Source organism: Rhizorhabdus phycosphaerae, from assembly GCF_011044255.1.
GTDB classification, from domain to species: Bacteria; Pseudomonadota; Alphaproteobacteria; order Sphingomonadales; family Sphingomonadaceae; genus Rhizorhabdus; species Rhizorhabdus phycosphaerae.
Genome location: NZ_CP049107.1, coordinates 2,573,515 through 2,597,910, shown reverse-complemented (window position 1 = coordinate 2,597,910; position 24,396 = coordinate 2,573,515). Strand labels below are relative to the sequence as shown.

Annotated in this window: 30 protein-coding genes and 1 riboswitch; of the genes, 17 read left to right on the top strand and 13 right to left on the bottom strand. The window is 67.3% G+C overall.

Going from position 1 to position 24,396, the window contains the following annotated elements; translation table 11 throughout:
• Window positions 1-25: 25 nt before the first annotated feature.
• From G6P88_RS12025 to G6P88_RS11995, 7 genes are all read left to right on the top strand, one after another.
• On the top strand, window positions 26-1,087 hold the full coding sequence (locus G6P88_RS12025) for a YjgN family protein (RefSeq protein WP_165323378.1): 1,062 nt from the start codon (window positions 26-28) through the stop codon (window positions 1,085-1,087).
• Between the two features lie 77 nt (window positions 1,088-1,164).
• The gene (locus tag G6P88_RS12020; protein WP_165323377.1) at window positions 1,165-2,127 is read left to right on the top strand and encodes a M48 family metallopeptidase; all 963 of its coding nucleotides are present in this window, start codon (window positions 1,165-1,167) and stop codon (window positions 2,125-2,127) included.
• Between the two features lie 25 nt (window positions 2,128-2,152).
• Complete coding sequence (locus tag G6P88_RS12015) at window positions 2,153-2,887, top strand: alpha/beta hydrolase (RefSeq protein WP_165323376.1); 735 nt, start codon at window positions 2,153-2,155, stop codon at window positions 2,885-2,887.
• Entirely contained in the window at window positions 2,887-3,678 is a 792-nt protein-coding gene (locus tag G6P88_RS12010; protein WP_165323375.1) for a tetratricopeptide repeat protein, read from the top strand. Before G6P88_RS12015 ends, G6P88_RS12010 begins: the two co-directional genes overlap by 1 nt.
• A 57-nt stretch (window positions 3,679-3,735) precedes the next feature.
• Window positions 3,736-4,149: a VOC family protein gene (locus G6P88_RS12005; protein ID WP_165323374.1), complete on the top strand. Its 414-nt coding sequence runs from the start codon at window positions 3,736-3,738 to the stop codon at window positions 4,147-4,149.
• Window positions 4,149-4,880: a hydroxyacylglutathione hydrolase gene (gene gloB / locus G6P88_RS12000; RefSeq protein WP_165323373.1), complete on the top strand. Its 732-nt coding sequence runs from the start codon at window positions 4,149-4,151 to the stop codon at window positions 4,878-4,880. The genes G6P88_RS12005 and gloB overlap by 1 nt, the downstream gene beginning before the upstream one ends.
• 31 nt (window positions 4,881-4,911) lie before the next feature.
• Complete coding sequence (locus G6P88_RS11995) at window positions 4,912-5,301, top strand: hypothetical protein (protein ID WP_165323372.1); 390 nt, start codon at window positions 4,912-4,914, stop codon at window positions 5,299-5,301.
• Between the two features lie 20 nt (window positions 5,302-5,321).
• Here the strand turns inward: G6P88_RS11995 and G6P88_RS11990 are convergent, their stop codons facing one another.
• The 3 genes from G6P88_RS11990 to G6P88_RS11980 form a co-directional block, all read right to left on the bottom strand.
• On the bottom strand, window positions 5,322-6,278 hold the full coding sequence (locus G6P88_RS11990; RefSeq protein ID WP_165323371.1) for a glutaminase: 957 nt from the start codon (window positions 6,276-6,278) through the stop codon (window positions 5,322-5,324).
• 38 nt (window positions 6,279-6,316) lie between these two features.
• Window positions 6,317-7,420, bottom strand: a complete 1,104-nt coding sequence (gene dnaN / locus G6P88_RS11985) for a DNA polymerase III subunit beta (protein WP_165323370.1) — start codon at window positions 7,418-7,420, stop codon at window positions 6,317-6,319.
• 246 nt (window positions 7,421-7,666) lie between these two features.
• Complete coding sequence (locus G6P88_RS11980; RefSeq protein WP_165323369.1) at window positions 7,667-8,236, bottom strand: outer membrane protein; 570 nt, start codon at window positions 8,234-8,236, stop codon at window positions 7,667-7,669.
• Window positions 8,237-8,386: 150 nt separating this feature from the next.
• Between G6P88_RS11980 and G6P88_RS11975 the strand changes: the two genes are divergently transcribed.
• Window positions 8,387-8,872 (top strand): hypothetical protein, encoded by a 486-nt coding sequence (locus G6P88_RS11975; protein ID WP_165323368.1) that lies wholly within the window; start codon window positions 8,387-8,389, stop codon window positions 8,870-8,872.
• A 15-nt stretch (window positions 8,873-8,887) separates the two neighbouring features.
• On the opposite strand, the gene G6P88_RS11970 is transcribed toward G6P88_RS11975, so the two are convergent.
• From G6P88_RS11970 to G6P88_RS11955, 4 genes are all read right to left on the bottom strand, one after another.
• Window positions 8,888-11,317 carry a ligase-associated DNA damage response DEXH box helicase gene (locus G6P88_RS11970; protein WP_425594450.1) on the bottom strand — a complete coding sequence of 810 codons (2,430 nt, stop codon included), beginning with the start codon at window positions 11,315-11,317 and terminating at the stop codon, window positions 8,888-8,890.
• Window positions 11,318-11,426: 109 nt separating this feature from the next.
• Window positions 11,427-12,809 (bottom strand): phosphoglucomutase/phosphomannomutase PgmG, encoded by a 1,383-nt coding sequence (pgmG, locus tag G6P88_RS11965; RefSeq protein WP_165323366.1) that lies wholly within the window; start codon window positions 12,807-12,809, stop codon window positions 11,427-11,429.
• A 56-nt stretch (window positions 12,810-12,865) separates the two neighbouring features.
• Complete coding sequence (locus G6P88_RS11960) at window positions 12,866-13,291, bottom strand: J domain-containing protein (protein ID WP_226946536.1); 426 nt, start codon at window positions 13,289-13,291, stop codon at window positions 12,866-12,868.
• Window positions 13,261-14,052: a division plane positioning ATPase MipZ gene (locus G6P88_RS11955; RefSeq protein WP_165323365.1), complete on the bottom strand. Its 792-nt coding sequence runs from the start codon at window positions 14,050-14,052 to the stop codon at window positions 13,261-13,263. The genes G6P88_RS11960 and G6P88_RS11955 overlap by 31 nt, the downstream gene beginning before the upstream one ends.
• A 197-nt stretch (window positions 14,053-14,249) precedes the next feature.
• Here G6P88_RS11955 and panC point away from each other — a divergent pair, with 197 nt between their 5' ends.
• Together panC and G6P88_RS11945 are read left to right on the top strand one after the other, a co-directional pair.
• The gene (gene panC / locus G6P88_RS11950; RefSeq protein ID WP_165323364.1) at window positions 14,250-15,092 is read left to right on the top strand and encodes a pantoate--beta-alanine ligase; all 843 of its coding nucleotides are present in this window, start codon (window positions 14,250-14,252) and stop codon (window positions 15,090-15,092) included.
• 112 nt (window positions 15,093-15,204) lie between these two features.
• A complete protein-coding gene (locus tag G6P88_RS11945) occupies window positions 15,205-15,501 on the top strand; it encodes a sel1 repeat family protein (RefSeq protein WP_165323363.1) in 297 nt (98 codons plus the stop codon).
• 24 nt (window positions 15,502-15,525) lie between these two features.
• Here the strand turns inward: G6P88_RS11945 and G6P88_RS11940 are convergent, their stop codons facing one another.
• The 5 genes from G6P88_RS11940 to G6P88_RS11920 are packed head-to-tail and all read right to left on the bottom strand — an operon-like array spanning window position 15,526 to window position 18,867.
• A complete protein-coding gene (locus tag G6P88_RS11940) occupies window positions 15,526-16,665 on the bottom strand; it encodes a GNAT family N-acetyltransferase (RefSeq protein ID WP_165323362.1) in 1,140 nt (379 codons plus the stop codon).
• Window positions 16,659-17,426, bottom strand: a complete 768-nt coding sequence (locus G6P88_RS11935) for a glycerophosphodiester phosphodiesterase family protein (RefSeq protein WP_226946535.1) — start codon at window positions 17,424-17,426, stop codon at window positions 16,659-16,661. Before G6P88_RS11935 ends, G6P88_RS11940 begins: the two co-directional genes overlap by 7 nt.
• Window positions 17,398-17,865: a RidA family protein gene (locus G6P88_RS11930; RefSeq protein WP_165323361.1), complete on the bottom strand. Its 468-nt coding sequence runs from the start codon at window positions 17,863-17,865 to the stop codon at window positions 17,398-17,400. The genes G6P88_RS11935 and G6P88_RS11930 overlap by 29 nt, the downstream gene beginning before the upstream one ends.
• Before the next feature lie 55 nt (window positions 17,866-17,920).
• Window positions 17,921-18,583 carry an HAD family hydrolase gene (locus G6P88_RS11925; RefSeq protein WP_165323360.1) on the bottom strand — a complete coding sequence of 221 codons (663 nt, stop codon included), beginning with the start codon at window positions 18,581-18,583 and terminating at the stop codon, window positions 17,921-17,923.
• The gene (locus G6P88_RS11920) at window positions 18,580-18,867 is read right to left on the bottom strand and encodes a DUF3572 family protein (protein WP_226946534.1); all 288 of its coding nucleotides are present in this window, start codon (window positions 18,865-18,867) and stop codon (window positions 18,580-18,582) included. Before G6P88_RS11920 ends, G6P88_RS11925 begins: the two co-directional genes overlap by 4 nt.
• A gap of 43 nt (window positions 18,868-18,910) precedes the next feature.
• Here G6P88_RS11920 and G6P88_RS11915 point away from each other — a divergent pair, with 43 nt between their 5' ends.
• Entirely contained in the window at window positions 18,911-19,306 is a 396-nt protein-coding gene (locus tag G6P88_RS11915) for a response regulator (RefSeq protein WP_165323358.1), read from the top strand.
• Between the two features lie 108 nt (window positions 19,307-19,414).
• On the opposite strand, the gene rpmG is transcribed toward G6P88_RS11915, so the two are convergent.
• Window positions 19,415-19,582: a 50S ribosomal protein L33 gene (gene rpmG, locus G6P88_RS11910; protein WP_165323357.1), complete on the bottom strand. Its 168-nt coding sequence runs from the start codon at window positions 19,580-19,582 to the stop codon at window positions 19,415-19,417.
• A gap of 227 nt (window positions 19,583-19,809) precedes the next feature.
• Between rpmG and G6P88_RS11905 the strand changes: the two genes are divergently transcribed.
• From G6P88_RS11905 to G6P88_RS11880, 6 genes are all read left to right on the top strand, one after another.
• A complete protein-coding gene (locus G6P88_RS11905) occupies window positions 19,810-20,310 on the top strand; it encodes a Dps family protein (protein ID WP_165323356.1) in 501 nt (166 codons plus the stop codon).
• Between the two features lie 59 nt (window positions 20,311-20,369).
• Window positions 20,370-20,558, top strand: a riboswitch (yybP-ykoY riboswitch).
• A 3-nt stretch (window positions 20,559-20,561) separates the two neighbouring features.
• On the top strand, window positions 20,562-21,128 hold the full coding sequence (locus G6P88_RS11900) for a TMEM165/GDT1 family protein (protein WP_165323355.1): 567 nt from the start codon (window positions 20,562-20,564) through the stop codon (window positions 21,126-21,128).
• 79 nt (window positions 21,129-21,207) lie between these two features.
• Window positions 21,208-21,873: an ATP phosphoribosyltransferase gene (hisG, locus tag G6P88_RS11895; protein ID WP_165323354.1), complete on the top strand. Its 666-nt coding sequence runs from the start codon at window positions 21,208-21,210 to the stop codon at window positions 21,871-21,873.
• Window positions 21,863-23,158: a histidinol dehydrogenase gene (hisD, locus tag G6P88_RS11890; protein ID WP_165323353.1), complete on the top strand. Its 1,296-nt coding sequence runs from the start codon at window positions 21,863-21,865 to the stop codon at window positions 23,156-23,158. Before hisG ends, hisD begins: the two co-directional genes overlap by 11 nt.
• Window positions 23,155-23,613 carry a transcription antitermination factor NusB gene (gene nusB, locus G6P88_RS11885; protein ID WP_165323352.1) on the top strand — a complete coding sequence of 153 codons (459 nt, stop codon included), beginning with the start codon at window positions 23,155-23,157 and terminating at the stop codon, window positions 23,611-23,613. The genes hisD and nusB overlap by 4 nt, the downstream gene beginning before the upstream one ends.
• A complete protein-coding gene (locus G6P88_RS11880; protein ID WP_226946533.1) occupies window positions 23,610-24,392 on the top strand; it encodes a sulfite exporter TauE/SafE family protein in 783 nt (260 codons plus the stop codon). The genes nusB and G6P88_RS11880 overlap by 4 nt, the downstream gene beginning before the upstream one ends.
• The last annotated feature ends 4 nt before the right edge of the window (window positions 24,393-24,396 follow it).

Sequence of the window (24,396 nt, the reverse complement as noted above, 5' to 3'; positions counted from 1 at the left end):
CCAAGGGGAACAGGGGGATCAGACGATGGACGACGCGCACGCCGACAGTGCCTTCCGGTTCGACGGGACGTGGCGCGAATTCGCGCCGATCGCCTTCACCAATTTGCTGCTGATGATCGTGACGCTGGGTATCTATCGCTTCTGGGCGACCACGCGCGAGCGGCGCTTTCTGTGGAGCCGCACACGCTTCATCGGCGCCCCGCTCGAATGGACCGGAACCGGTCTGGAATTGCTCATCGGTTTCTTGCTGGTGCTCGTCCTGCTCGGCCTTCCTCTGTTCGCGATCCAGTTCGTCGCCCAGGGGATGATGATGCGGGGCGAGTTCGGCGCGGCGGGCCTGTTGATGTTCGTCTCTTACGTCGCGCTGCTCTATCTCTACGGGCTCGCGCGCTATCGGACGCTGCGCTACCGGCTGAGCCGTACCTATTGGCACGGCATTCGCGGCGGCAGCGACGACAAGGGCTGGGGCTATGCCCTTACGGCCCTTTGGAAGACGGCAGTGGGTGCCTTTGTGCTGGGCGTCTTCATTCCCTGGTCGATGACGAGCCTGTGGAATGACCGTTGGGGCCGTTTGAGTTTCGGCAGCCACCGCTTCGAGGCCGACGCCAGCTGGCGGCCGATCATCGGACGCTTCCTGCTTTTCTATTTGCTGCCGATCGTCGGTTGTGTCGGGGGAGTGGCCGCTGTCGTCGGCGGGGCAGCGGCCAGCGGGCCACCCAGTCCGGAGGCGTTCGGCATGCTCGCTCTCGGATTCTTCGCCGCCTATCTGGCGATCGGGGTCATCGCGATCGTCTATTATGCGGCCTTCCTGCGCGAGGCGATCGGCGCGCTGCGACTCAATGCCGTCGGCTTCGCCTTCACCGCCCGCACGCTCGATTGGATCAAGCTGCTGCTGGGCCATATCGGCCTGGTGATCGTGACGCTCGGAATCGGCCTGATCTTCATCGGCTATCGCAACTGGGCCTTCTTCATCCGTCACCTCGAAGCGACCGGCGAGGTCGAACTGGCGACCCTGACCCAGTCGACCACCGATGCGCCGCGTCAGGGCGAAGGGCTGCTCGACGCCTTCGACGTGGGGGCATTCTGAGCGACTCCGCTCCGGCCTGGCTGCACGATGGCAGGAGCGCGCTTCGTCACGACGTCCGCGTGGGCGTTGTCGGAGGGATGCTGACGATCGAGGGCTTCGATCCCGTCGCGCTGACCGAGCTCCAGCGGATGGATCCCGATCGGTTGGTCTTCGGACGCAAGGGTGTGGAGGGCTGGCGGCTCGGCTTCGACGAGGCGCCGCCGGGACCGATACTGTGGCAGCTACCGGCTGCGGCGCGCTATGGCGGGCCGATCGATCGCTGGGGCCTGTGGTGGGCGGCGGGAATCGCGGTGGTGGCGTCGGCGCTCCTCGTGCTCGGGGCGATCGCGGGTCTCGATCTGCTCGCACGGGCGATCCCCTATAGCTGGGAGCAGCAACTTGGCGATGCGATCAGCGGGGACTTCGGCGCGCAGCTCTGTCGCGCGCCCGGTGGACAGAAGGCGCTCGACGACCTTGCCCGGCGTCTGTCCCCCTCGGACCGTCCGATTCGGATCGGCGTGGTCAACATTCCTATCGTCAACGCGGTGGCCTTGCCGGGCGGGCGGATCCTGATCTTTCGCGGCCTGATCGACGAGGCGCGGTCGCCCGACGAGGTCGCCGGCGTGCTGGCGCACGAGATCGGCCATGTCGAGCATCGCCATGTGATGGTCGCGCTGCTCCGCCGCTTCGGGCTCGGCCTGCTGATCGGGTCGGGCGGCACGGCGGCCGAATATGGCCAGGCCCTGCTCGATGCGCGCTACAGCCGCGCGGCAGAAAGCGAAGCGGACGAATTCTCGGTGAAGCAGTTGCTACAGACCGGGATCAGCCCCGCCGCGACCGCGGCCTTCTTCCGCCGGCTGAGCAAAGAGGAGGCCGGCATGGGGGGGCCGCTGGTCTATCTGGCGAGTCATCCCCCCTCCACCGAGCGCCGCCGTCGTTTCGAGGCGGCGGCACGGTCCGGCAGGCCCTTCCGTCCGGCCCTGTCCTCCCCGCAATGGGCCGCCGTGCGCTCGATCTGCGCCGGGGTGAAGCCTTTGGGCGACATCGATCTTCGCTTCTGAGCGCCATTCGGGGTAAAGCCCGCACATGACCGCTTTTCTCACCCGCCCCGACAAGCCTGCGCTCGCCTATCGCTATCGCCCCGGCCGGGGGCCGACGATCGTTTTCCTGCCCGGCTACCGGTCCGACATGGACGGCGACAAGGCGACCGCGCTCGACGCCTGGGCGGGGCGCGAGGGCAGGGCGATGCTGCGCTTCGACTATGCGGGCTGCGGGGCGAGCGAGGGCGCCTTCGAGGACTTCACCCTGGCCGACTGGCGTGACGACGCGCTCGAGATGATCGACGCCTTCGCTTCGGCGGGGCCCGTTGTGCTCGTCGGCTCGTCGATGGGCGGCTGGCTGGCGCTGCTGGTCGCGCTGGCGCTCGGCGACCGCGTGGCCGGGCTTGTGGGTATCGCCGCCGCGCCCGACTTCACCGACTGGGGCTTCAGCGCGGATGTCGTCGCGCTCCTGCGCCGCGAGGGACGGATCGCCGAACCCAGCGATTATTCCGACGAGCCCTATGTGACCACGCTCGGCTTCTGGGAATCGGGTCAGGCCAATCTGTTGCTGGGCGGAGACATAGCCATCGATGGCCCGGTCCGGCTGCTGCACGGCCAGCTCGACGAAACCGTCCCCGTCTCCATCGCGCTGCGTCTGTCGCGGGCGCTTCGTTCAGGCGATGTGCAGACGATCCTGGTCAAGGAAGGCGATCACCGCCTTTCGCGCCCGTCGGACATCGATCTCCTGATCAGGACGGTCGCCCCGCTCATGGAGCCTTGATGGTCCCTCTGTTCGTTGCTCTCGCCGCCGCTGCTGCGCCGTCGCCTGTCCCGCCGAAGCAGGCGGTGCCACCCCGGCCGACCATATCGCAGGAGGATCACAAGGCCCGCGGCGCAAAATGCGGCGCGCTGGCAGGGACTGCGCCCGAAAAGGCGATCGACGAAGCCAGGGCCTGGCAGGCAGCGGGCGGTGGCATGGCCGCGCGGCAGTGCCTGGGCATCGCGCAGAGCAATCTCGGCCAGTGGCGCGAGGCCACCGACAGTTTCGAAGCCGCCGCCAAGGACGCGCTGCTCGACGACAACCAGATGACCGTCGTGCTGTGGATGCAGGCGGGCAATGCCGCGCTTGCCGCCGACGAGCCGGTGCGCGCGAAAGGCTCGTTCGACCGCGCCCTGCTGATCCCCGGCCTGTCCGACGAGATGAAGGGCGAGGTCCACCTCGACCGCGCCCGCGCCAATGTCGCCGCCAACGACATCGCGGGAGCGCGGGTCGACCTCGAACAGGCGACGAAGCTGGTCCCGCGCGATCCGCTCGGCTGGCTGCTCCGCGCCAATCTCGCGCGCAAGGCGAAGGACATGCCGCTCGCCTTCAGCGCGATCCGCGAGGCGACCAAGCTGGCGCCAAACGACCCTTCTGTAGCCTATGAGGCCGGCAACATCGCCGCCGCCGCGGGCAATATGGACGATGCGCGTGCAGCGTGGACCCGCGCTGCCACGGCCGCGCCCGAAAGCAATGCAGGCAAGGCGGCGGCGCTGGCGTTGCGCGGCGAGGACTCCGAACCGCAGCCCTGACCGGCGGTAGCGCCCGCCTGCAGTTGCACCGGGCGACCGGCGCCCTACATTGGCGCGATGAAATATCTCCACACCATGATCCGAGTCTCCGATCCGGAGGAGACGATCCGCTTTCTCGAATTGGTCGGCCTGCGCGAGATCAAGCGCTTCGACAACGAAGCCGGGCGCTATACGCTGATCTTCCTCGCCGCTCCGGGCGACGAGGATGCGCAGGTCGAGCTCACCCATAATTGGGGCGAGACAGGCTATGAGGGCGGCCGCAATTTCGGCCATCTCGCCTATCGCGTCGACAATATCTACGAGACCTGCCAGCGCATCATGGACGCGGGCTACATGATCAACCGCCCCCCGCGCGACGGCCACATGGCGTTCGTTCGCACCCCCGACGGCATCTCGATCGAGCTGCTGCAGGATGGTCGCCTCGAACCGGCAGAACCCTGGGCGTCGATGCCGAACACCGGCAGCTGGTGATGGCGCTGGAGATCGTCCGCATCGCCGTGCTCGACGACAATTATGTCTGGCTGCTGCACGACGACGCCAGCGGCGAGACGGTCGTGGTCGATCCGTCGCTGGCCGAGCCCGTGCTGGAGGAGGCCGCCGCACGGGGCTGGACGATCGGCCAGATCTGGAACACCCACTGGCATGGCGACCATGTCGGTGGCAATGCGGCGATCAAGGCCGCTACCGGCGCTCGCATCAGCGGCCCGGCGGCCGAGGCGGACAATATCCCCGGGCTCGACGTGCCGCTGGTCGAGGGCGACCGGGTGACGATCGGAGCGCTCGGGGCGGACGTTCTTGAAGTGCCGGCGCATACGGCGGGGCACATCGCCTTCCATCTGCCCGAGGCCGGCGCGGTGTTCGTCGGCGACACGCTGTTCGCCATGGGCTGCGGCCGCCTGTTCGAAGGCACGGCCGAGCAGATGTTCGGCAATATGCGCCGGCTGGCCGCCTTGCCCGGCGACACGCGCGTCTATTGCGCGCATGAATATACCGCCTCGAACGGCCGCTATGCGCTGGTGGCGGAACCGGACAATGGCGCGATCCGCGAGCGCATGGCGGAGGTCGAGCGGCTTCGCGCGGCGGGCGAAGCCACGATCCCGACGACCATAGAGCTGGAGCAGGCGACCAATCCCTTCATGCGCGCGGCCGATGTCGCCGAGCTGGCGGCGCGGCGCGCGGCCAAGGATGTCTTCCGGGGCTGAAGCCGCTATAGGAGAGACGAGGAGAGTCGCGATGGGCCGGGCGAGGACGATGCTGTTGCTGCTTGCGCTCCCGGCCCTGCTGGCTGCCCAGGACGCACCCGCTCCATTGTCCGACAAGGCGAAAGGCGAACTTGCCGGCCGCACGGCAGGCGAGCCGCTGAGCTGCGTGCCGATCCGCAATCTCCGTTCGACCCGGATCGTCGATGAAAGCGCGATCATCTACAAGGTGTCGAGCCGGCTCTGGTACGTCAACCAGCCCGACCGGGGGCATTGCGCGCTGCTCCGGCCCAACCGGGTGATCGTGACGCGCACACAGAGCAGCCAGCTCTGCACCAATGATCTGGTGATGATCGCCGAGCAGAATGCGCCGGTGACCTATGGCGCCTGCGGTCTCGGCAGCTTCATACCCTATACGCGCTGAACCTAGGGTCCGGCCCGCGATCAGCCGGGATCGCGCTCGTTGAAGATCGACCAGCCGGTCGCCGCCGCCAGCTTTTCGAGGGCCAGCGATCCGAGCGTCGAATTGCCGCGTTCGTTCAGGCCCGGCGACCAGACGGCGATCGAGGCGATGCCGGGTACGACGCACAATATTCCGCCGCCGACGCCCGACTTGCCCGGAATGCCGACGCGAAAGGCGAACTCGCCCGACCCGTCATAATGGCCGCACATCATCATCAGGGCATTGATCCGCCGCGCACGCGTCGGCGAGACGACGTTGAAGCCGGTTTCGGGGTGCTGACCCTCCAGCATCAGGAAGCGGCCCGCCCGCGCCAGCTGGACGCAGCTCATCGTCAGCGCGCACTGGTGGAAATAGACGCCCAGCACCTGTTCGACCGGATGGCGGATATTGCCGAAGCTGCGCATATAATGGGCGAGGGCGGCATTGCGGAAACCGGTTTCCGCCTCGCCGCGCGCCACATCCTCGTCGATCGCGATATCGTCGTCCCCCGCCAGATCGCGGACGAAACGCAAAATCTCGCCGATCGCCTCGCGCGGACGATGGCCCGACAGGATCACGTCGGAGACGACGATAGCGCCCGCATTGATGAAGGGATTGCGCGGAATGCCATGTTCGGCCTCGAGCTGGACGATCGAGTTGAACGCATTGCCGGAAGGCTCGCGGCCGACCCGCTTCCACAGCGCATCCCCGACCTTCCCCAGCGCGATTGTCAGCGCGAAGACTTTCGACACCGACTGGATCGAAAAGGGCTGGGCCGCGTCGCCGGCCGAGATGATCCGCCCGTCATGGGTGGCGATGGCGATGCCGAAATGCCGCGGATCGATGCGCGCGAGCCCGGGGATATAGTCCGCCACCTTGCCGCGATCCTCGCGGCCTTCCATGTCGGCAGTGATGCGATCGATGATCGCCTGGAGATCGGGGTTGGCCGTGACCGGCATCGCGTCGCGTCCTCCCCCTCAGCCCTCGGCGGGTGCGATCACACCCGCATCGGCATCAGCACATAGAGCGCCGGCGACTTGTCATTCTCACGGATCAGCGTCGGCGCGGAGGCGTCGGCGAGATGGACCTCGACCATGTCGCCGTCGATCTGGCCCAGGATGTCCATCAGATAGCGGGCATTGAAGCCGATCTCGAAGCCGGGCGACGTATATTCGCCGGGCACGTCCTCGGCGGCGGTGCCGTTTTCCGGGCTGGTGACCGACAGGGTCACCTTGTCGCGGTCGAGCGCCATCTTGACCGCGCGGGTCTTTTCCGAGGCGATCGTCGCGACGCGGTCGACGCCCTGCATGAAGCTCTTCGGGTCGAGCTTGAGCAGCTTGTCGTTCGCGGTCGGGATGACGCGGTTATAGTCGGGGAAGGTGCCGTCGATCAGCTTCGACGTCAGGATGGCGCTGCCGAGACCGAAACGGATCTTGGTCGGCGAGAGCGAGATGCTGACGGCCTCCTCGGCCTCATCGAGCAGCTTGCGCAGCTCGCCCACGCATTTGCGGGGCACGATGATGTCGGGCATGCCCTCGGCGCCGTCGGGGCGTGCGATCGTCACGCGGGCCAGCCGGTGGCCGTCGGTCGCCGCCGCCTTCAGCACATCATCCTGCACGTGGAAGAAGATGCCGTTCAGATAATAGCGCGTCTCTTCGGTCGAGATGGCGAAGCGCGTCTTGTCGATCAGCTGCTTGAGCGTTTCCGCCGGCAGCTCGAAGCGCGTCGGCAACTCGCCTTCCGCGATCATCGGGAAGTCGTCCTTGGGCAGCGTCTGCAGGTTGAAGCGGGCGCGCCCGGCCACGACCTGCATCTTGCCCTCGGCGGCGGCCAGCTGGACCTGCGACCCTTCCGGCAGCTTGCGGGCGATGTCGAACAGCGTGTGCGCCGACACGGTCGTCGCTCCCGGCTGGTCGACGGCGGCATCGACCACTTCGACGATCTGCAGGTCGAGGTCGGTCGCCATCAGGCGGAGCTTGCCGTCGGCGGTGGCTTCGATCAGCACGTTCGACAGGATCGGGATGGTGTTGCGGCGCTCGACGACCGACTGGACGTGACCCAGGCTTTTGAGAAGAGTCGCGCGTTCGATCGTTACCTTCATGGACTGCCCCGGGATCCCCGATGTTAAATGGAAGCCGGTTATAGCGTGGCTTTGCGCGCTCGCCAGCCCAAAGCGTCGAAAGCTGGGGACAAAAGCGGCTTTTTGGGCATCGTCCGTTCCGGTCGGAACGGCTGTGGTTGCGGCGCAAAAGAAAAGGGCCCGGCGTCCCGCGGCCGAGCCCTCCCCTTTCGGACCGGAAGCGGTCGACCCGACGCCGTCGGATCGACCGCTTCATCTTCACTGCGATCAGAAGCGGAAACCGAAGCCGCCCATCACCTGATGACGCGAGAAGCCCTGCTCATAGTTCGAGTAACGATACTCGGTCTTGACGAAGCTGTTCGGGCCGACCGCATATTCGACGCCCGCGCCAACGCGCACGCCGTCGAGGTCCTGCTTGGCGAGGGTCACCTGACCGGTGCCGTCGTCGCCGGTCAGCTTCGCACGGGTATTGGTGTAGCCGGCCTTCGCATAGAGCAGGGTACGGCCGCCGACGACGGTGCCGACGCGACCGCCGATGTAGAGGTCACGGCCGGCCTTGGCGCAGAGGCGCGGATCGGCGGCGGTGGCCGCACCGGCGCACTGCTTCACGCTCGAATCGGCGACTTCGCCTTCGATGCCGACCAGGCCCATTCCGGTCTGGAAATCATAGCCGGCGCCGAGGCCATAGGCCACGCCGTCGTCATGCCCGTTGTTCTGGACGCGGTCCCAGCCGACAAGACCTTCGACGCGCGGGCCGGTGAACGGCGCACGATCCTGGGCGAGGGCGGGGGCTGCTGCGCTGGCCGCGACGAGGGCGGCGACAACGATGCTACGCATAGTATAACTCCATATCTTAACCCGTCGCCTCAGGGGTACTGGCGACGTGAGATGCCTAGTGCACCAAGCCGGCAGGAGTTGCATGAACGCCAGATAAACAGCGGAAAATGTTGCATTTTTGCCACTAGGACAAGATTGGGGATTGACAGGTTGAAGGCCCGTTTTTGTGCACTTGTGATCATTCTACCCCTGATTGCCGCCGCGCCGCCGGGGCGTTCGTCGCTGGGAATTTTCAGCGGTTGGGGCGCTTTCCGGGATGTGAACCCCGCCCGCTGCTACGCGATCGCCACCCCCGAGCGGCGCGGAACGGGCCAGTGGCGGAGCTTTGCATCGGTCGCCATCTGGCCGAAGCAGCGCATCAGCGGCCAGATTCATTTCCGCCTGCGCGAGCCGCGTGCCCCCAACAGCCCCATTCGCCTGATCTTCGGCGACAGAAATTTTCCGCTGGTCGCGGCCTCGGTCGACGCCTGGGCGCCCGACGCGCGCGCGGATGCCGCGATCATCGCCACGATGCGCAGCGCCACCTCGATGCGTGTTGCCTGGGTCTCGAAAGACGGACGCGACCGCTCAGACGGCTATCTGCTGAAGGGCGTCGCCAGCGCGATCGACGCGGCGGCGGTCGGCTGCGCGCGCTGACCGCGCGACCGGGGATCAGCCTTCGCGCATCGCCTCGGCCGCCAGCGCCTCGGCTTCGATCAGCAGCACGTCGTCGGCGACGCCCTGCGCCACCGTCTCCCGTCCGATCAGGACCAGGACGGGGACGGCGAGGGGGGACACCCGTTCGAGCGGCACGTGCACGATCCGCTCGGCCGCTCTTTCGATAAGTCCGCTGAGCCGGCCGACATCGGTCATCTTCGCCCGCGCATCGGCCCAGGCGGCGTCGAGCAGGAGATGGTCTGGCTCGTAGCGCCGCAACACGTCATAGATCAGGTCGGTCGAAAAGGTCACCTGGCGGCCGGACTTCTTCTTGCCGGGATGCTGCCGTTCGACCAGCCCGCCGATCACGGCCACCTCGCGGAAGGCGCGCTTGAGGAGGGCCGAGCCTTCGACCCACTGGACGAATTCCTCCTCCAATATCTCGGCGGAGAACAGGCTGGCCGGGTCGCGCACCGGCTCGACCGACCAGCAGGCGAGCGCATAGTCGCTGGCGACGAAGCCCATCGGGACAAGCCCCTGGCTCTCCATCCGGCGGGTCAGCAGCATGCCCAGCGACTGGTGCGCGTTCCATCCTTCAAAGCTGTAGAGCACCATGTAATGCCGCTTCTCGCGGGGGAAGGTCTCGACCAGCAGTTCGTCAGGGGCAGGCAGGCGCGAGCGGCGCGCCTGCATCTCCAGCCATTCGCGGACATCGTCGGGGAAGCGCGACCATTCGGCCGGCTCGTGGAGGAAGTGCCGGACGCGCTGCGCGAGATGCGTCGAGATCGGCATCCGGGCGCCGCCATAGGTGGGGATGCGCGCCGGCCGGCTGGTCGCCCGCACCACGAGATCGGTCAGGTCGATCTTCAGCACCTCGAGCGCCATGCCCATGAAGAAGAAGCAGTCGCCGGGCGCCAGGCTGGTCCCGAAACCCTCCTCGACCTTGCCGAGGCTGCGCCCGTTCTTGAAGCGGACGTCGAGCATCGGCGCCTCGACGATGATGCCTGCGTTGAGCCTGTGCTGGGTGGCGTAGTTGGGATGGCTCAGCCGCCACTGCCCGTCCGCCGTCCGCGTGAGCCGGCGGAATTTCTCATAGGCCTTCAGAGCATAGCCGCCATTGGCAATATAGTTGAGGACGCGGTCGAACTGCTCGGCGGTGAGCGTTGCAAAGGGGGCGGCGCGGTTGACCTCGGCCAGCAATTGCTCGGCGCAGAAGGGCCCGGCGCAGGCGATCGCCATCACATGCTGGGCGAGGACGTCGATGCTGCCGGGGCGGAAGGGTTCATTGTCGAGCTCGCCCGCCTTGATCGCGTCGAGCGCGGCGCGTCCCTCGAGATATTCGAAGCGGTTGCCGGGCACGAGCACCGCCTCGCTCGGCTCGTCGAGCCGATGATTGGCGCGGCCGATCCGCTGGAGCAGGCGCGAGGCGCCCTTGGGCGCGCCCATCTGGATGACCAGATCGACATCGCCCCAGTCCACGCCGAGATCGAGGCTCGCGGTCGCTACGAGCGCGCGCAGCCGGCCGGACGCCATCGCTTCCTCGACCTTGCGGCGTGCCTCCTTCGACAGCGATCCGTGGTGGATGCCGATCGGCAGGCTCATCGCGTTGACCTTCCACAGATCCTGGAAGATCAGCTCGGCGAGGCTGCGGGTGTTGCAGAAGACGATGGTGGTGCGGTGGGTCTCGATCTCCGCCATCACTTGCTCGGCGGCATAGCGTCCCGAATGCCCGGCCCAGGGAATGCGTCCCTGCGGGATGACGATGTCGATCCGGGGCGGGGCGCCGCTGTCGCCATGGACCAGTTCGACCGATTCATAATCGCCGTCGCCCGACAGCCAGCCGCGATAGGCATCGGGATCGGCGACCGTCGCGGACAGGGCCACGCGGCGCAGTTCGGGGGCGAGCGTCCCAAGCCGCGCCATCGACAACGCCAGCAGATCGCCGCGCTTGCCGGTGGCGAAGGCGTGGACCTCGTCGATGATGATCGTCCGCAGCCCTTGGAACAGGGCGGCGCTGTCGGGATAGGACAGCAGCAGGCTCAGCGATTCGGGCGTGGTCAGTAAGATCTGCGGCGGCCGGATACGCTGCCGGGCCTTGCGATCGGACGGTGTGTCGCCGGTCCGGGTTTCGACCGCGATGTCTAGCCCCATCTCCTCGATCGGGGTCAGCAGGTTGCGGCGGACGTCGACCGCCAGCGCCTTGAGCGGCGACACGTACAGCGTGTGAAGCCCTTCGCGCGGCTGTTCGACGAGGTCGACGAGTGAGGGCAGGAAGCCTGCCATCGTCTTGCCCGACCCGGTCGGCGCAACCAGCAGGGCGCTCCGCCCGGCCCGCGCGGCGGCCAGCATTTCGAGCTGGTGCCGGCGCGGAGCCCAGCCTTTCGCGGCGAACCAGTCGGCGAGCGGTGCGGGGAGGTTAGTCACCGCGTAACCCCGGACCGTCATTCCCGCGAAGGCGGGAACCCATATTCTGCAAGGCGCGCGACCCTTGCGGTTCGGGGGCTATGGATCCCCGCCTTCGCGGGGATGACGGAAGACATAGCGGTGCCGTCGCTCAATGCTCCGCTTGCGGGCCGCGCTCCAGGCCGGAAGCGGCGAGCTGGGCATCGATCTCGGCGAGGAGGCGGTCGAGCGCCGGCTGGTCCTTCGCCTCGGCGCGGGCGACGAGGACGTCCTGCGTGTTCGACGCGCGCAGCAGCCACCAGCCGTCGGGCGTATTTACGCGCGCACCATCGGTACGGTTCACGTTGGCGCCGGCGGCCTCCAGACGGTCGAGCACTTCCTCGACCACCGCGAATTTGCGGCTCTCGTCGACCTGGAAGCGCATCTCGGGCGTGTTGACGAGGGTCGGCATGCGGCTCTTGAGCGCGGTGAGCGAGCCTCCGAGTTCGCTGACCGCCTCGATCAGCCGCACCGCGGAATAGAGCGCGTCGTCGAAGCCGTACCAGCGATGGCGGAAGAAGATATGCCCCGACATCTCGCCGGCCAGCGGGCTGTCGGTCTCGGCCATCTTGACCTTGATCAGGCTGTGGCCGGTCTTCCACATGCAGGGCGTGCCGCCCAGTTCGGCAACGCGATCGAACAGCGCCTGGCTGGCCTTGACGTCGGCGATGATCGTCCCGCCGGGTACGGCCTTCAGCACCGGCTCGGCGAGGATCGACAGGATCTGGTCGCCCCACACGACGCGGCCCTCGCCGTCGATCGCGCCGATGCGATCGGCGTCGCCATCGAAGGCGATGCCGAAGTCGAGCTTCTTTTCCGCCACCAGCGCCTTCAGATCGGCGAGGTTCTTCTCCTCGGTCGGATCGGGGTGATGGTGCGGGAAGCGGCCGTCGATCTCGGCATAGAGAACATGATGTTCGCCCGGCAGCCGCTTGACCAGCTTCTCCAATATGCGTCCGCCCGCGCCATTGCCGTTGTCCCAGCCGATCCGGAAGGCCGAACCCGAGAAATCCTGGACCAGGCGGTCGACATAGAGATCCTCGATCTCCGCATCGCCGACGGTGCCGCTGCCCTCCTCCCAGTCGCCTTCCTCGGCCATGCGGCCGATCGACTGGATCGCCTCGCCGAAGAAGGGCTTGTGGGCGAGCACCATCTTGAAGCCGTTATAATCGGCGGGGTTGTGGCTGCCCGTGATCTGGACGCCGCCGTCGACTTCGAGCGTCGCCTCGGCGTAATAGAGCATCGGCGTGGGCCCGAGGCCGGTCCGGACGACGTCGACGCCGCTTTCGGTCAGGCCGCGCACCAGTTCGTCGCGGAGCGCCTCGGAGGACACGCGACCGTCCCAGCCCACCGCCACGCGGGTCCCCCCGGCGCGCCGGACATGCGTCGCGAAGCCGCGGCCGATCGCATAGGCGTCGGCTGGCCCCAGGGTCTTACCCACGATCCCGCGAATATCATATTCGCGCAGGCTGGTCGGGTCGAAGCGGTGGGTCAATCAAGCCTCCGTTGAGGTGCGAGGAGAGGGACGGCAGTCCCGTGCACAGAACAGGATTAGCGCCTTTGCAGTTCCGCCAGCAATATGTCGCGGGCCGCATTTACCCGGCCGGTGAGTTCGGCCGACCCGCCCTGGTCGGGATGGACCCGGGCGACCAGCCGGCGATGCGCCGCGCGGATCGCTTCCGCGTCGGCGGTGTCGGGCAGGCCAAGAACCCGCCGGGCCTCGTCCCCGTTCATGGCAGACGCAGCCGGAGTGCGGCCGACGGCGGGTGCGGGCTGCATGAACAGCCAGATCGCCGGCAGGAACATCGGCAGGGCGACCATCCAAGCGCCTTTGACCAGCAGCATCGCGCCGCCAAGCGCCGACAGGCCCGCCATGAGCTGCGGACGGCTCATCGAGCGTCCCCATTGCCACCAGGCCAGGGCGGCCGCCGCCAGCAGCAGCAGGATCACCCGGCCGCCGCCTGATGCTGTGGCCATTGCGACAGGGCCAGCCCCGCGACCATCTCGCGCAGTTCCTGGCGCGCCGCGACATGGCCGATGCCGGCATCGCTGCCGATCGCCTTCATGTCGAGCAGGGTCAGCCCCTTGGGGAACAGCTCGCGATAGATGACGCGTTCCGACAGGCCCGGGATGACGCGGAAGCCGACCCGCTTCGCCAGTTCCTGCATCGCGTCGGCGACGCGGCGCATGTTGCGCGCCTCGAGATGCTGGAGACGGTTGCGCAGCAGCACCCAGTCGACCGTGCCGCCGTCGATCCGTCCGCGCATCTTGCGTGCCTCCCACACCAGCTCGGCATAGAAGCTGGGGCGGCGGATCTTGAAGGTTTCAGGATCGACCTGCCCGATCAGGTCGAGGTCGACGAAGCTGTCGTTGATCGGCGTCACCAGCGTGTCGGCGCGGATGATCGAGGCCCGCGCATGTTCGTCGTCGCGGCCCGGTGTGTCGATCACGACGATGTCGTGGTCGGCTGCGAAGCCGTTGATGAGGTCGTCGAGGACATGGCCCCGCGCGCTGTCGAAGGTCTCGAAGGTCGGGGTCGGAAGCGCCTGCCCGATGCGGTTCGCGGTGGCCTGGCGATTTTCCAGATAGCGGGCGAGCGTCCGCTGGCGCGTGTCCAGGTCGATCGCGGCGACCTTCCGGCCCGCTGCGGCCAGCGCCACCGCGACATGGACCGAGGTGGTGGATTTCCCGGATCCGCCCTTCTCGTTGGCGAAAGTGATGATGTGGGCGTTCGACAAACTCTATTCCCTTCGCCGCACCGCGCTTGATCCCACGGGCGGCCTTGTCCAAGGAGCATATGCAGGAGCCGTTTCAGCACAGCTGAAACGACGGTGCCAGCCCTGTAAGGTCCGACCCGCCCCGCGAGAGGGCGGCGCGCGCAGATCTGGCACCGCGGTCCGCCAGGGCGGACCAAACCTGAAGGGGTCTTTAGTCGGTGCACATCGTTCGGAACATAGCCGATCTCCGCTCGGCGGTCGCAAATTTGAGGATAAGTGGTGCGCCGGTCGCGCTGGTCCCGACAATGGGCGCCCTGCATGCCGGACATATCGCGCTGGTCGACGCGGCGCGTGGGCGGGGCTGTCAGGTCGTGGTCTCGATCTTCGTCAATCCCACGCAGTTCGGACCGAACGAGGATCTCGACGCCTATCCGCGGCGCGAGGCGGCCGACGTCGCCCTGCTCGAAGCCGCTGGCACCGCGCTGCTCTGGGCGCCCGACGTGGCGACGATGTACCCGAAGGGCTTCGCGACCAGCATCTCCGTCGGCGGGGTCAGCGAGCGGTGGGACGGCGCCGCGCGCCCGGGCCATTTCACCGGTGTGGCGACGGTGGTCACCAAGCTGTTCCAGCAGGTGAAGCCGGACAGCGCCTTCTTCGGCGAGAAGGACTTCCAGCAGCTTGCCGTGATCCGCCGCTTCGTCGCCGACCTCGACATGGACATAGAGATTGTCGGCGTGCCCACCCAGCGCGAGGACGATGGGCTCGCCCTTTCGTCGCGCAACGCCTATCTCAGCGAGGAGGAGCGGGTGACCGCCCGCACGCTCCCCCGCGCCCTGGGCGAAGCCAAGAGTGCGATCGAGCGGGGCGACGATGTCACGGGTGCGCTGGCAGCCGCCGTCGCCCGGCTGCGCGAGGTTGGATTCGACCCGATCGATTATGTGGCTCTCGTCGATGCGGCGACGCTCGAACCGGTCGAGCGGCTGGAAGGCCCGGCTCGCCTGATCGCGGCGGCGAAGCTGGGGCGCACACGCCTGATCGACAACCTTCCCGTCGGCGGCTGAAGGGCCCCGGCGGAACAGGGTTAAAGAAGCCGTCGACCGTGCCGTTAACCTTGTTGGGACGGCGGCGGTTGGTCAGCAAGCACCGTCACCTCCCGGAAAGGTGGAGCGTGACATGGTTCACAGTCTCAAGACGCAACAATTTCTGACGGAAGCGCGGCTGCGCGACGCGATGGCGGGCGATATTGACGCCTGCTTCCAGCTCGGCGTCGCCTATTCGGCCGGTGCGGACGGTTTTCCGCTCGACCTGGTCGCCGCGCATAAATGGTTCAACATCGCAGCGCTCGGCGGAAACCCGCGCGCGGCCGAATGCCGCCACGAGATCGCCGAGGAAATGACCGCGCGCGAAATCCAGGAAGCGCAGCGGCAGGCGCGGGCGATGCTGGGGTTCGGCAATCGGCTGGCGGCCTGAGCCGCCCGCCCGACACCGACCCGCTCAGGCGTCGCTCTTCCTGAAAGGGGCGAAGCTTCCGAGCATCTCGATATCCTGCGCCACGGCCTGGCGTTCGCGTTCGAGATAATCGGCGACCGCGCGGCGGAAGCCGGTATGCGGGATGAAATGCGCCGAATAGGTCGGCACCGGTTCATAGCCCCGCGCCAGCTTGTGCTCGCCCTGGGCGCCGGCCTCAACGGTCGACAGCCCGCGTGCCAGCGCCGCGTCGATCGCCTGATAATAGCAGAGCTCGAAATGGAGGAAGGGCACCTCCTCCGTGCAGCCCCAATAGCGACCGTAGAGCGTGTCCGCGCCGATCAGGTTGAGGGCGCCCGCGATCGGGAGGCCGTCGCGCAGCGCCATGACCAGCAGCACCTTGTCCGCGATGCGCTCGCCCAGCAGCGAGAAGAACCGCCGCGTCAGATAGGGGCGGCCCCATTTCCGGGCCCCGGTGTCCTGGTAGAAGCGCCAGAAGGCGTCCCAATGCGCCTCCTGTATCTCCGCACCGGACAGGTGGACGACCTCCAGTCCCTCGACGGCGGCGGCGCGCTCTTTGCGGATCGCCTTGCGCTTGCGCGAGGCCAGCGCGCCGAGGAAGTCGTCGAACGTGCGATAGCCGCGATTGCGCCAGTGGAACTGTCGGTCGGTGCGGATCAGCCAACCAGCCGCTTCGAACAGCGGCACCTGTTCGGGCGCGACGAAGGTCGCATGGCAGGATGAAAGCCCATTTTGCTCGACCACCGCTTCGGCGGCGGCGATCAGAGCGGGGGCGAGCGCCGGATCGCGCAGAAGCAGGCGGGGGCCGGGCACGGGACTGAACGGAACGGCGATCTGCAGCTTGGGATAATAGTCGCCGCCCGCACGCTGCCACGCGTCCGCCCAGGCATGGTCGAACACATATTCGCCCTGGCTGTGGCTCTTGGCGTAAGCGGGCAGGATCGCCGCCGGCTTGCCGTCCTCGCCGTCGATCAGGATCGGCAGCGGTTGCCACCCGGCCCGTGCCGTGGCGCTTCCCGATTCTTCGAGCGCGGACAGGAAGGCATGTGAGAGAAACGGATTGTCCGGTCCCGCGCACGCGTCCCAATCGGCCGCGGCGATGCTTGCAACCCCCTCCGCCGTGCGGGCGGTGACGGGGTCTACCATCCGGGCGCCTCGAAGATGATCTGGTCGGCCTGCTCCGCCGCGATCGCCTGCTGCTCGGCCGAGGCCACGATCCACGCTAGAATCGGAATGCCACGTTTGCGCTGCCGCTGCGCGAAGCGGTTGGGCAGGTCGGCGATGCTGATCGCGAGGAATTCGGGGCGCGACCGCCACATCGTCCGCACCTGCTCGGTGCCGGCCTCCTTGGCGTAGACACTGTCTTCCGACATCATCAGGCCGCGCGGGATGCGGCTGCCATGCGAGGCGAACCAGCGCGGCACTTCCGGGTGGAGCGACATGACTGCCGCTTCGCCGCGATAGCCCTCGATCGCGTGGCGCACCGCGACGCAGAGCTGCGAGACATGGCCCTCGACGGCACGGAGCTCGACCAGGACCGGGGCCCTGCCGGCAACCTGACCCAATATTTCCTTGAGCTGGGGGATGCTCTCGTCGGTCCCGCGCAGGCGGATCTCGCTCAGATGCTTGCTCGACAGATGCCGGACCTGGCCGCTCTCCTCGGTCAACCGATCGACCGTAGGGTCGGCGATCACATAGGCGTGGCCGTCGAGGCTGAACTGCACGTCCACCTTGACGCCATAGCCCATGCTCACCGCGGCCTCGATCGCCGCACGGCTATTCTCGACGTGGCGGCTGCCATGCAGCCCCCGGTTGGCGAACGGCGTGCGAGTCAGGAATCCGACGCGGCGGGCGTCGGGAACCGGGAAGCGCCAGCGGTCAAAGAGGCCGAACAGCGACAATGGCATCGACCTCCACCGCGGCGCCGAGCGGGAGGACGGGAACGCCTACCGCGCTGCGCGCGTGACGACCCGCGTCGCCGAACACCGCCTGCATCAGCTCCGAGGCGCCGTTGGCGACCTTGGGCTGGTCGGTGAAGGTGGCAGTCGACGAAATGAAGGCACCGAGTTTGACGATCCGCTCGACCCGGGAAAGATCGCCACCCAGCGCCGCCTTGATCTGCGCGATCAGCATGATCCCGCAGCGGCGGGCGGCTTCCATGCCGGCGGCTACCCCGACATCCTCGCCCAGCCGGCCGGTCACCAGGCTGCCATCCTCGCGGAAGGGCAACTGCCCCGAAATGTGCAGCAGCCCGTTGATCTCGACCGTGGGCACATAGGCGGCCACCGGTGCAGCGGGTTGCGGAAGGACGATACCCAGTTCGGCAAGGCGTGCGTCGATGGTCATGGCTTCTCTTTCCTGTAGTCCCCGGACAGCGTCAAGCCGCTGGCCGGTCCCTGCGTCATTTCCGGTTCGGAGCGGTCTCTGCGACGTCCATGCCTGCGGGATGTCCGGCTTCGGCGAAGCGCGCGAGAATCCAGGGCAGCGCTTCCGACCAGTCGTCAATCCGGGCGTGCGCCGCGGCCGCCGGCGGCCGGTGACGCGCCACTTGCGGCTCGGCGATCATGTGAAGCCGCCACACCCCTGGCGCGTGTTCGGCGACCGACTGGTGGTGCTGGGCAAGGTCGTCCACGAAGACCGTCGCGCTGGGGTCATATTCGGCCACGAGATCCGCGACCGGGCGCCCCTTGCCGCCCTGATTGCACTGGACGCGGTGGCGGATCCCGACGGCTTCGAGCTGCGCCACGCGACCGGCGTGGAACTGGTCGGTGAGATTGGTGAGCACGACGATATCGGCCAGCTCCGCGATCGTCGCCAGGGCATGCTGCGCATGGGGGACGAGCGTCTGGCGGTGCATCTCGGTGGTGAAGAAGGCGTCGAGCAATGGCCAGATATGCTCGGTCTGGACCGGCCGCGAATCGCTGCGATGGGTCAGCGCGTCGACGAAGTCGGGCCGGTCCATGGCGAAATCGATATCGTGCGCCTCGTCGAGCCATTGCCCGAAAGGCGTGACCATGTGGAGGAGGACCTCGTCGCAATCGGTGATCAGCAGCGGTCGCTTCATGCCTGCAATATGTCCCTGGCTCGTATCAGATCCGCCGGCGTGAAGCCGGTCCCCTCCGCGCAGGCGACCAGGTCGGGTTCGTGGGCGGCGAGGAAGTCCAGCACCGCGGCCAGCACCTCCGGATCGCCCGCGCCCGCCCGCAGCCCTTCCGGCGTAAGCCCGGTCAGATCGAGCAGCCGCTGCGCCCGGGAACCATCGGCGAGAGTCCATGCGAGCGCCGTCAGGGCGGCCGCAGCCGCACCGTTGCGATCGGCGGAACGTAGATTCTCGGGATTTGAGGGCATGGGGGGCATGACATAGACCTGCGGGTCGGATAGGTGGGTAGCCGTGGCGAAAAAAGTCCTGATTGTCGAGGATAATGAGCTGAATCTTCGGCTCTTCCGAGACCTGCTCGAAGCGCATGGTGCGCGGGTCACGACGATCCGTGACGCCCGCGACGCGCTGTCGGCGATGAAGGCGGAATTGCCCGATCTGGTGATCATGGACATTCAGCTGCCCCATATCAGCGGGGTCGAACTGATTCGCATGATGCGGGCCGACCCGGCGCTGGAAACGACGCCGGTGATGGCGGTCACGGCCTATGCCGGAAAAGGTGACGAGAGCCGCGTGCGCGAGGCCGGGGCGGACGCCTATGTGTCCAAGCCCATTTCCGTGGCGCGGTTCGTCGAGGCGGTAGAGGCGCTGGCCGGCAGCCTGGGCGAGGGCGGCAGGCGCGGCGTCTAGGCGAATCGGGACGCCACCGGCACCGGCGCAACGGCGCCCAAACGCAAACGCCCGCCGGAGGGCGGGCGATTGGCCAGAGGCAATCCGCGGACCGGGGTCCGCGAGGGATTACTTGATCTTGGCTTCCTTGAAGTCGACATGCTTGCGCACGACCGGGTCGTACTTGCGGAAGCTGAGCTTCTCGGTCTGGGTGCGCGGGTTCTTCTTGGTGACGTAGTAGAACCCGGTGTCAGCCGTGCTGACGAGCTTGATCTTGACGGTGGTCGGCTTGGCCATGACCGGAAACCCTTATCCACGAAAAAAATAGGGCGACGTTGCCGCCGCCGTTCATCGGATCGCGCCCTTACCGGCGGTCGGGGCACGGAGTCAAGGATTCTGTCCACGGGAGATCGATCGACTGGCTCGATCGTCGCGCACGAGATTTTCCCCAAAGGACGGTGGGACCTTTTTTCGGATCGTTCGTTGGAGAGGCGAATCGATCAACAAGCGGGAGAAAGCTTATCATGGCCAAGAAACCGAAGCCGGCGCTGGCGACCCCCACCGACCTGGCGAGCAACAGCGCGATGAGCGTTGCCGACGCGCTCAACGGCATCCTCGCCGACAGCTTCGCGCTGTATCTCAAGACGAAGAATTTTCACTGGCACGTCTCGGGACCGCATTTCCGCGACTATCATCTGATGCTCGACGATCAGGCGGCCCAGATCCTGGCGACCACCGACGATATCGCCGAGCGCGTGCGCAAGACCGGCAACACCACGCTGCGCTCGATCGGCGACATTGCGCGCCGTCAGTCGATCAAGGACAATGACGAGGAATTCGTCAGCGCCCAGGACATGCTCAAGGAGCTGCGCGACGACAATCTGGCGCTTGTCGCGAAGCTGCGCGAGGCCAAGGATATCGTCGACGACGCCAAGGACAATGCGACGAGCGGTATCCTCGACGACTGGACCGACCAGGCGGAAGAGCGCGCCTGGTTCCTGTTCGAGACCGCGCGCAACGCCTGAACGGAGCGACCCGACCGGGCCGGAGGGGTTGGGCGGGCTTGACCCGTCGGCCGCTTCCGCCTACCCGGTCGGGGTCATCCGGGGAGTAGCCGGCCGCCCACGGGCGGGCATCGCGTCAACATGCTTGGAGGAGACTCCATGGCGCGATCGGGGTTTCAGGACCTTGGCAAGACCGATGACACCGAGACCTCGCCTGCCGGGCGGGGGTGTCGGTGTCGTCCGTCGTCAGTCTGCCCGGCCTGGAACTTCCAATGGACGTCATCCTCGCCTCGACTTTGCTCGTCACTTTCGCCGAAATCGGCGACAAGACGATGCTGCTTGCGATCATCCTGGCCTGTCGTTTTCGCGCGCCTGTCCAGATCATCCTCGGAATCTTCGCGGCCACGCTCGTCAACCATGCCCTGGCCGCCTGGGCGGGCGTGGCGATTGCCGGCCTGCTCGACAGCCCGTGGTTCCGTCTTGCCGTCGCGCTCGGCTTCATCGGCATGGCCGTGTGGACCCTGGTGCCCGACCGTATCGACGAAGCCGAAGAGGCGGCGCGTCCCGCCCGACATGGCGTTTTCCTGACCACGCTGATCGCCTTCTTTCTGGCCGAAATGGGCGACAAGACCCAGGTCGCCACGGTCGCGCTGGGCGCGCGCTATCATTCGGTCGAGCTGGTCGCCATCGGCACCACGCTCGGCATGATGCTCGCCAATGTCCCGGCGGTGCTGCTGGGCGACCGGATCACCCGCTATGTCCCGCTCAAGGCGATGCGTATCGCCGCCGCGACGATCTTCGCCATTCTCGGCGTGCTCGCCCTGCGCGATCTGCTGTGACCCCGGCGCGGCGCGTGCTTCCCAAAAGGCCGGGGCTCCGTTGTCAGCGGGGCCCCGCTGTTCTATGGCGCGCGCCGTCATGACAGCGCAGATCATCATCGCCGTGCCGAAGGGGCGCATCCTCAAAGAGGTGCTGCCGATGTTCGCGCAGGTCGGCATCGTGCCCGAGCCGGCCTTCGGCGACGAAGACAGCCGGCTGCTCCGCTTCGCCACGAATCGGCCCGATATCGGCCTGATCCGGGTACGGGCCTTCGATGTCGCCACCTTCGTCGCACATGGCGCGGCGCAGCTCGGAATCGTCGGCTCGGACGTGCTGATGGAGTTCGACTATTCCGAACTCTACGCGCCGGTCGATCTCGACATCGGCCATTGCCGCATCTCGGTGGCCGAGCCGGTGGCGATGGCCGAGGGGGACGATCCGCGCGAGTGGAGCCATGTCCGCGTGGCCACCAAATATCCCAACATCACCCGGCGCCATTTCGAGGCGCGCGGCGTCCAGGCCGAATGCGTCAAGCTCAACGGGGCGATGGAGATCGCGCCGGTGCTGGGGCTGTCGAGCCGCATCGTCGACCTCGTCTCGACGGGCCGGACGCTCAAGGACAATGGCCTCGCCGAGGTGGAGAAGATCGCCGACATCTCGTCGCGGCTGATCGTCAACCGCGCCGCCTTCAAGACCCGCGCGGCCGAGATCGGGCCGCTGGTCGAAGGATTCCGTGCCGCCGTGGAGCGTCGCAATGCCGCTTAGGCTCGACAGCCGCGCGCCCGGGTTCGAGGACGCCTTCACCGCGCTCGTCGAAGGGCGGCGCGAAGCCGATGCCGATGTGTCGCGCGACGTTGCGGCCATCGTGTCCGACGTCCGCGCGCGGGGTGATGCGGCGCTGGCAGAGTATACGCAACGCTTCGACCGCCACGATCTCGACGCGACCGGCTGGCGGATCCCGGCATCGGCCTGCGAAGAAGCGCTGGCCGCGCTCGATCCGGATCTCCGCGCGGCACTCGAACTCGCCGCCGAGCGCATCCGCCTCTACCATGCGGCGCAGCGCCCGGCCGATTCGAGCCAGACCGACGAAAGCGGGGTGCGACTCGGTGCCCGCTGGAATGCCGTCGAAGCGGCCGGCCTCTATGTGCCGGGCGGGCGTGCCGCCTATCCCTCCTCGGTCCTGATGAACGCGCTGCCGGCCAAGGTGGCCGGCGTCGAACGGCTCGTGATGGTCACCCCCACGCCCGACGGCCATGTGAATTCGCTCGTCCTTGCCGCCGCGGCGCTGGCAGGGGTGGACGAGGTCTGGCGGATCGGCGGCGCCCAGGCGATAGCCGCGCTCGCTTATGGCACCGACCGCATCCGTCCGGTCGATGTCATCGTCGGTCCCGGCAATGCCTGGGTGGCCGAGGCCAAGCGGCAGCTTTACGGTGTCGTCGGCATCGACATGGTCGCGGGGCCATCGGAGATACTGGTCGTCGCCGATGCCGACAACGACCCCGAATGGATCGCTGCCGACCTGTTGAGTCAGGCCGAACATGACCCGACCAGCCAGTCGATCCTGCTGACCGACGACACGGCGTTCGCCGATGCGGTCGAAGCCGCCGTCGAGCGGCAGCTTGGCCAGCTGGCGACGCAGGCGACCGCCCGCACCAGCTGGGAAGCCAATGGCGCGATCGTCACCCTGGGGTCGCTCGACGAGGTGCCGGCGCTCAGTGACCGGCTCGCGCCCGAGCATCTCGAACTGGCTGTCGCGGACCCCCAGCGGCTGTTTGACCGCATTCGCCACGCCGGGTCGGTCTTCCTCGGCCGCCATACGCCGGAAGCGGTCGGCGATTATGTCGCGGGACCCAATCACGTCCTTCCCACTGGCCGCCGTGCGCGCTTCGCGTCGGGGCTGTCGGTGCTCGATTTCATGAAGCGCACCAGCTTCATTGCCCTCGACGCGTCGGCGATCGCCGCGATCGGCCCGGCGGCCGTCGCGCTCGCCTGTGCCGAGGGGCTCCCTGCCCACGCGGCTTCCGTTGCCGCGAGACTGGAAAACCGATGACCAACGCCAAGAATGAACGTTCCCGCTCGCGCAGCGCCGCGCGGCTTGCCGCCGCGCAGGCGCTGTACCAGCACGAGATGGAGGGGACCCCGATCGCCAGCCTCCTCGACGAATTTCACCAGCACCGGCTGGGGGCGACGATCGAGGACGTCCAATATGCCCATGCCGAGATCGCCTTCTTCGACGATCTGGTGAAGGGCGTCGACGGCCGTCGCGCCGAGATCGATGCCGCCATCGCCGACAAGCTGGCGAGCGGCTGGTCGCTCGAGCGGCTCGACCGCCCGATGCGGCAGATCCTCCGCGTCGGCGCCTATGAGCTGATCGCTAGGCCCGACGTTCCGACGGCGACCGTGATCAGCGAATATGTCGATGTCGCCGATGCCTTCTACGACAAGAAGGAAAAGGGCTTCGTCAACGGGGTTCTCGACGGGATCGCCAAGGCCGTGCGCGGGTGATCGTCGACACGACGATCCTGCACGACCCTCTTTTCTGGCTTCTCGGTATCCCCTCGGTGGTCCTGATGGGCCTCGGCAAGGGGGGCTTCATCGGGGTTGGCACGCTCGCCATCCCGCTGATGGCGCTCGTCGTGCCCCCGGTCCAGTCGGCGGCCATCCTGTTGCCGTTGCTGATCGTGCAGGACGCGGTCGGCGTCTGGGCCTTCCGGCACAGCTGGGATCGCCATGTGATGAAGGTGATGGTTCCCGGCGCGATCCTGGGTGTCCTGCTCGGCTATCTCTTCGCCGCCAGCCTGCGCGAGGACTGGATATTGCTCGCGCTCGGGCTGATCTCCATCCTGTTCGGCGTGCAACAGTTGTGGGCGGTGCGCGGTGGCCGACGGGCCCCGTCCCAGCGCCTTCCTGATGGGATCGGTGTCGCCTGCGGGGTGGCGGCGGGGCTGACCAGCCAGATCGCCCATGCTGGCGGGCCGCCCTATCAGCTCTATGTCTTTCCGCAGCGGCTCGAGCGGGACGTCCTCGTCGGCACGACCGCGATCTTCTTCGCGCTGATCAACTGGATCAAGGTACCGGCCTATGCCGCGCTCGGCCAGTTCACCGCCGTCAACCTGCTCGCGTCCGTCGCGCTGGTGCCGGTCGCGATCCTCTCCACTTTCGCGGGCGTGTGGCTGGTCCGCCGCGTCCATCCCGACCGTTTCTACAATCTGGTTTATGGCCTTACGATCCTGGTCGGCATAAAGCTGCTCTGGGACGCGCTGGCGCTGCTTCTCGCCCGATAGGCCG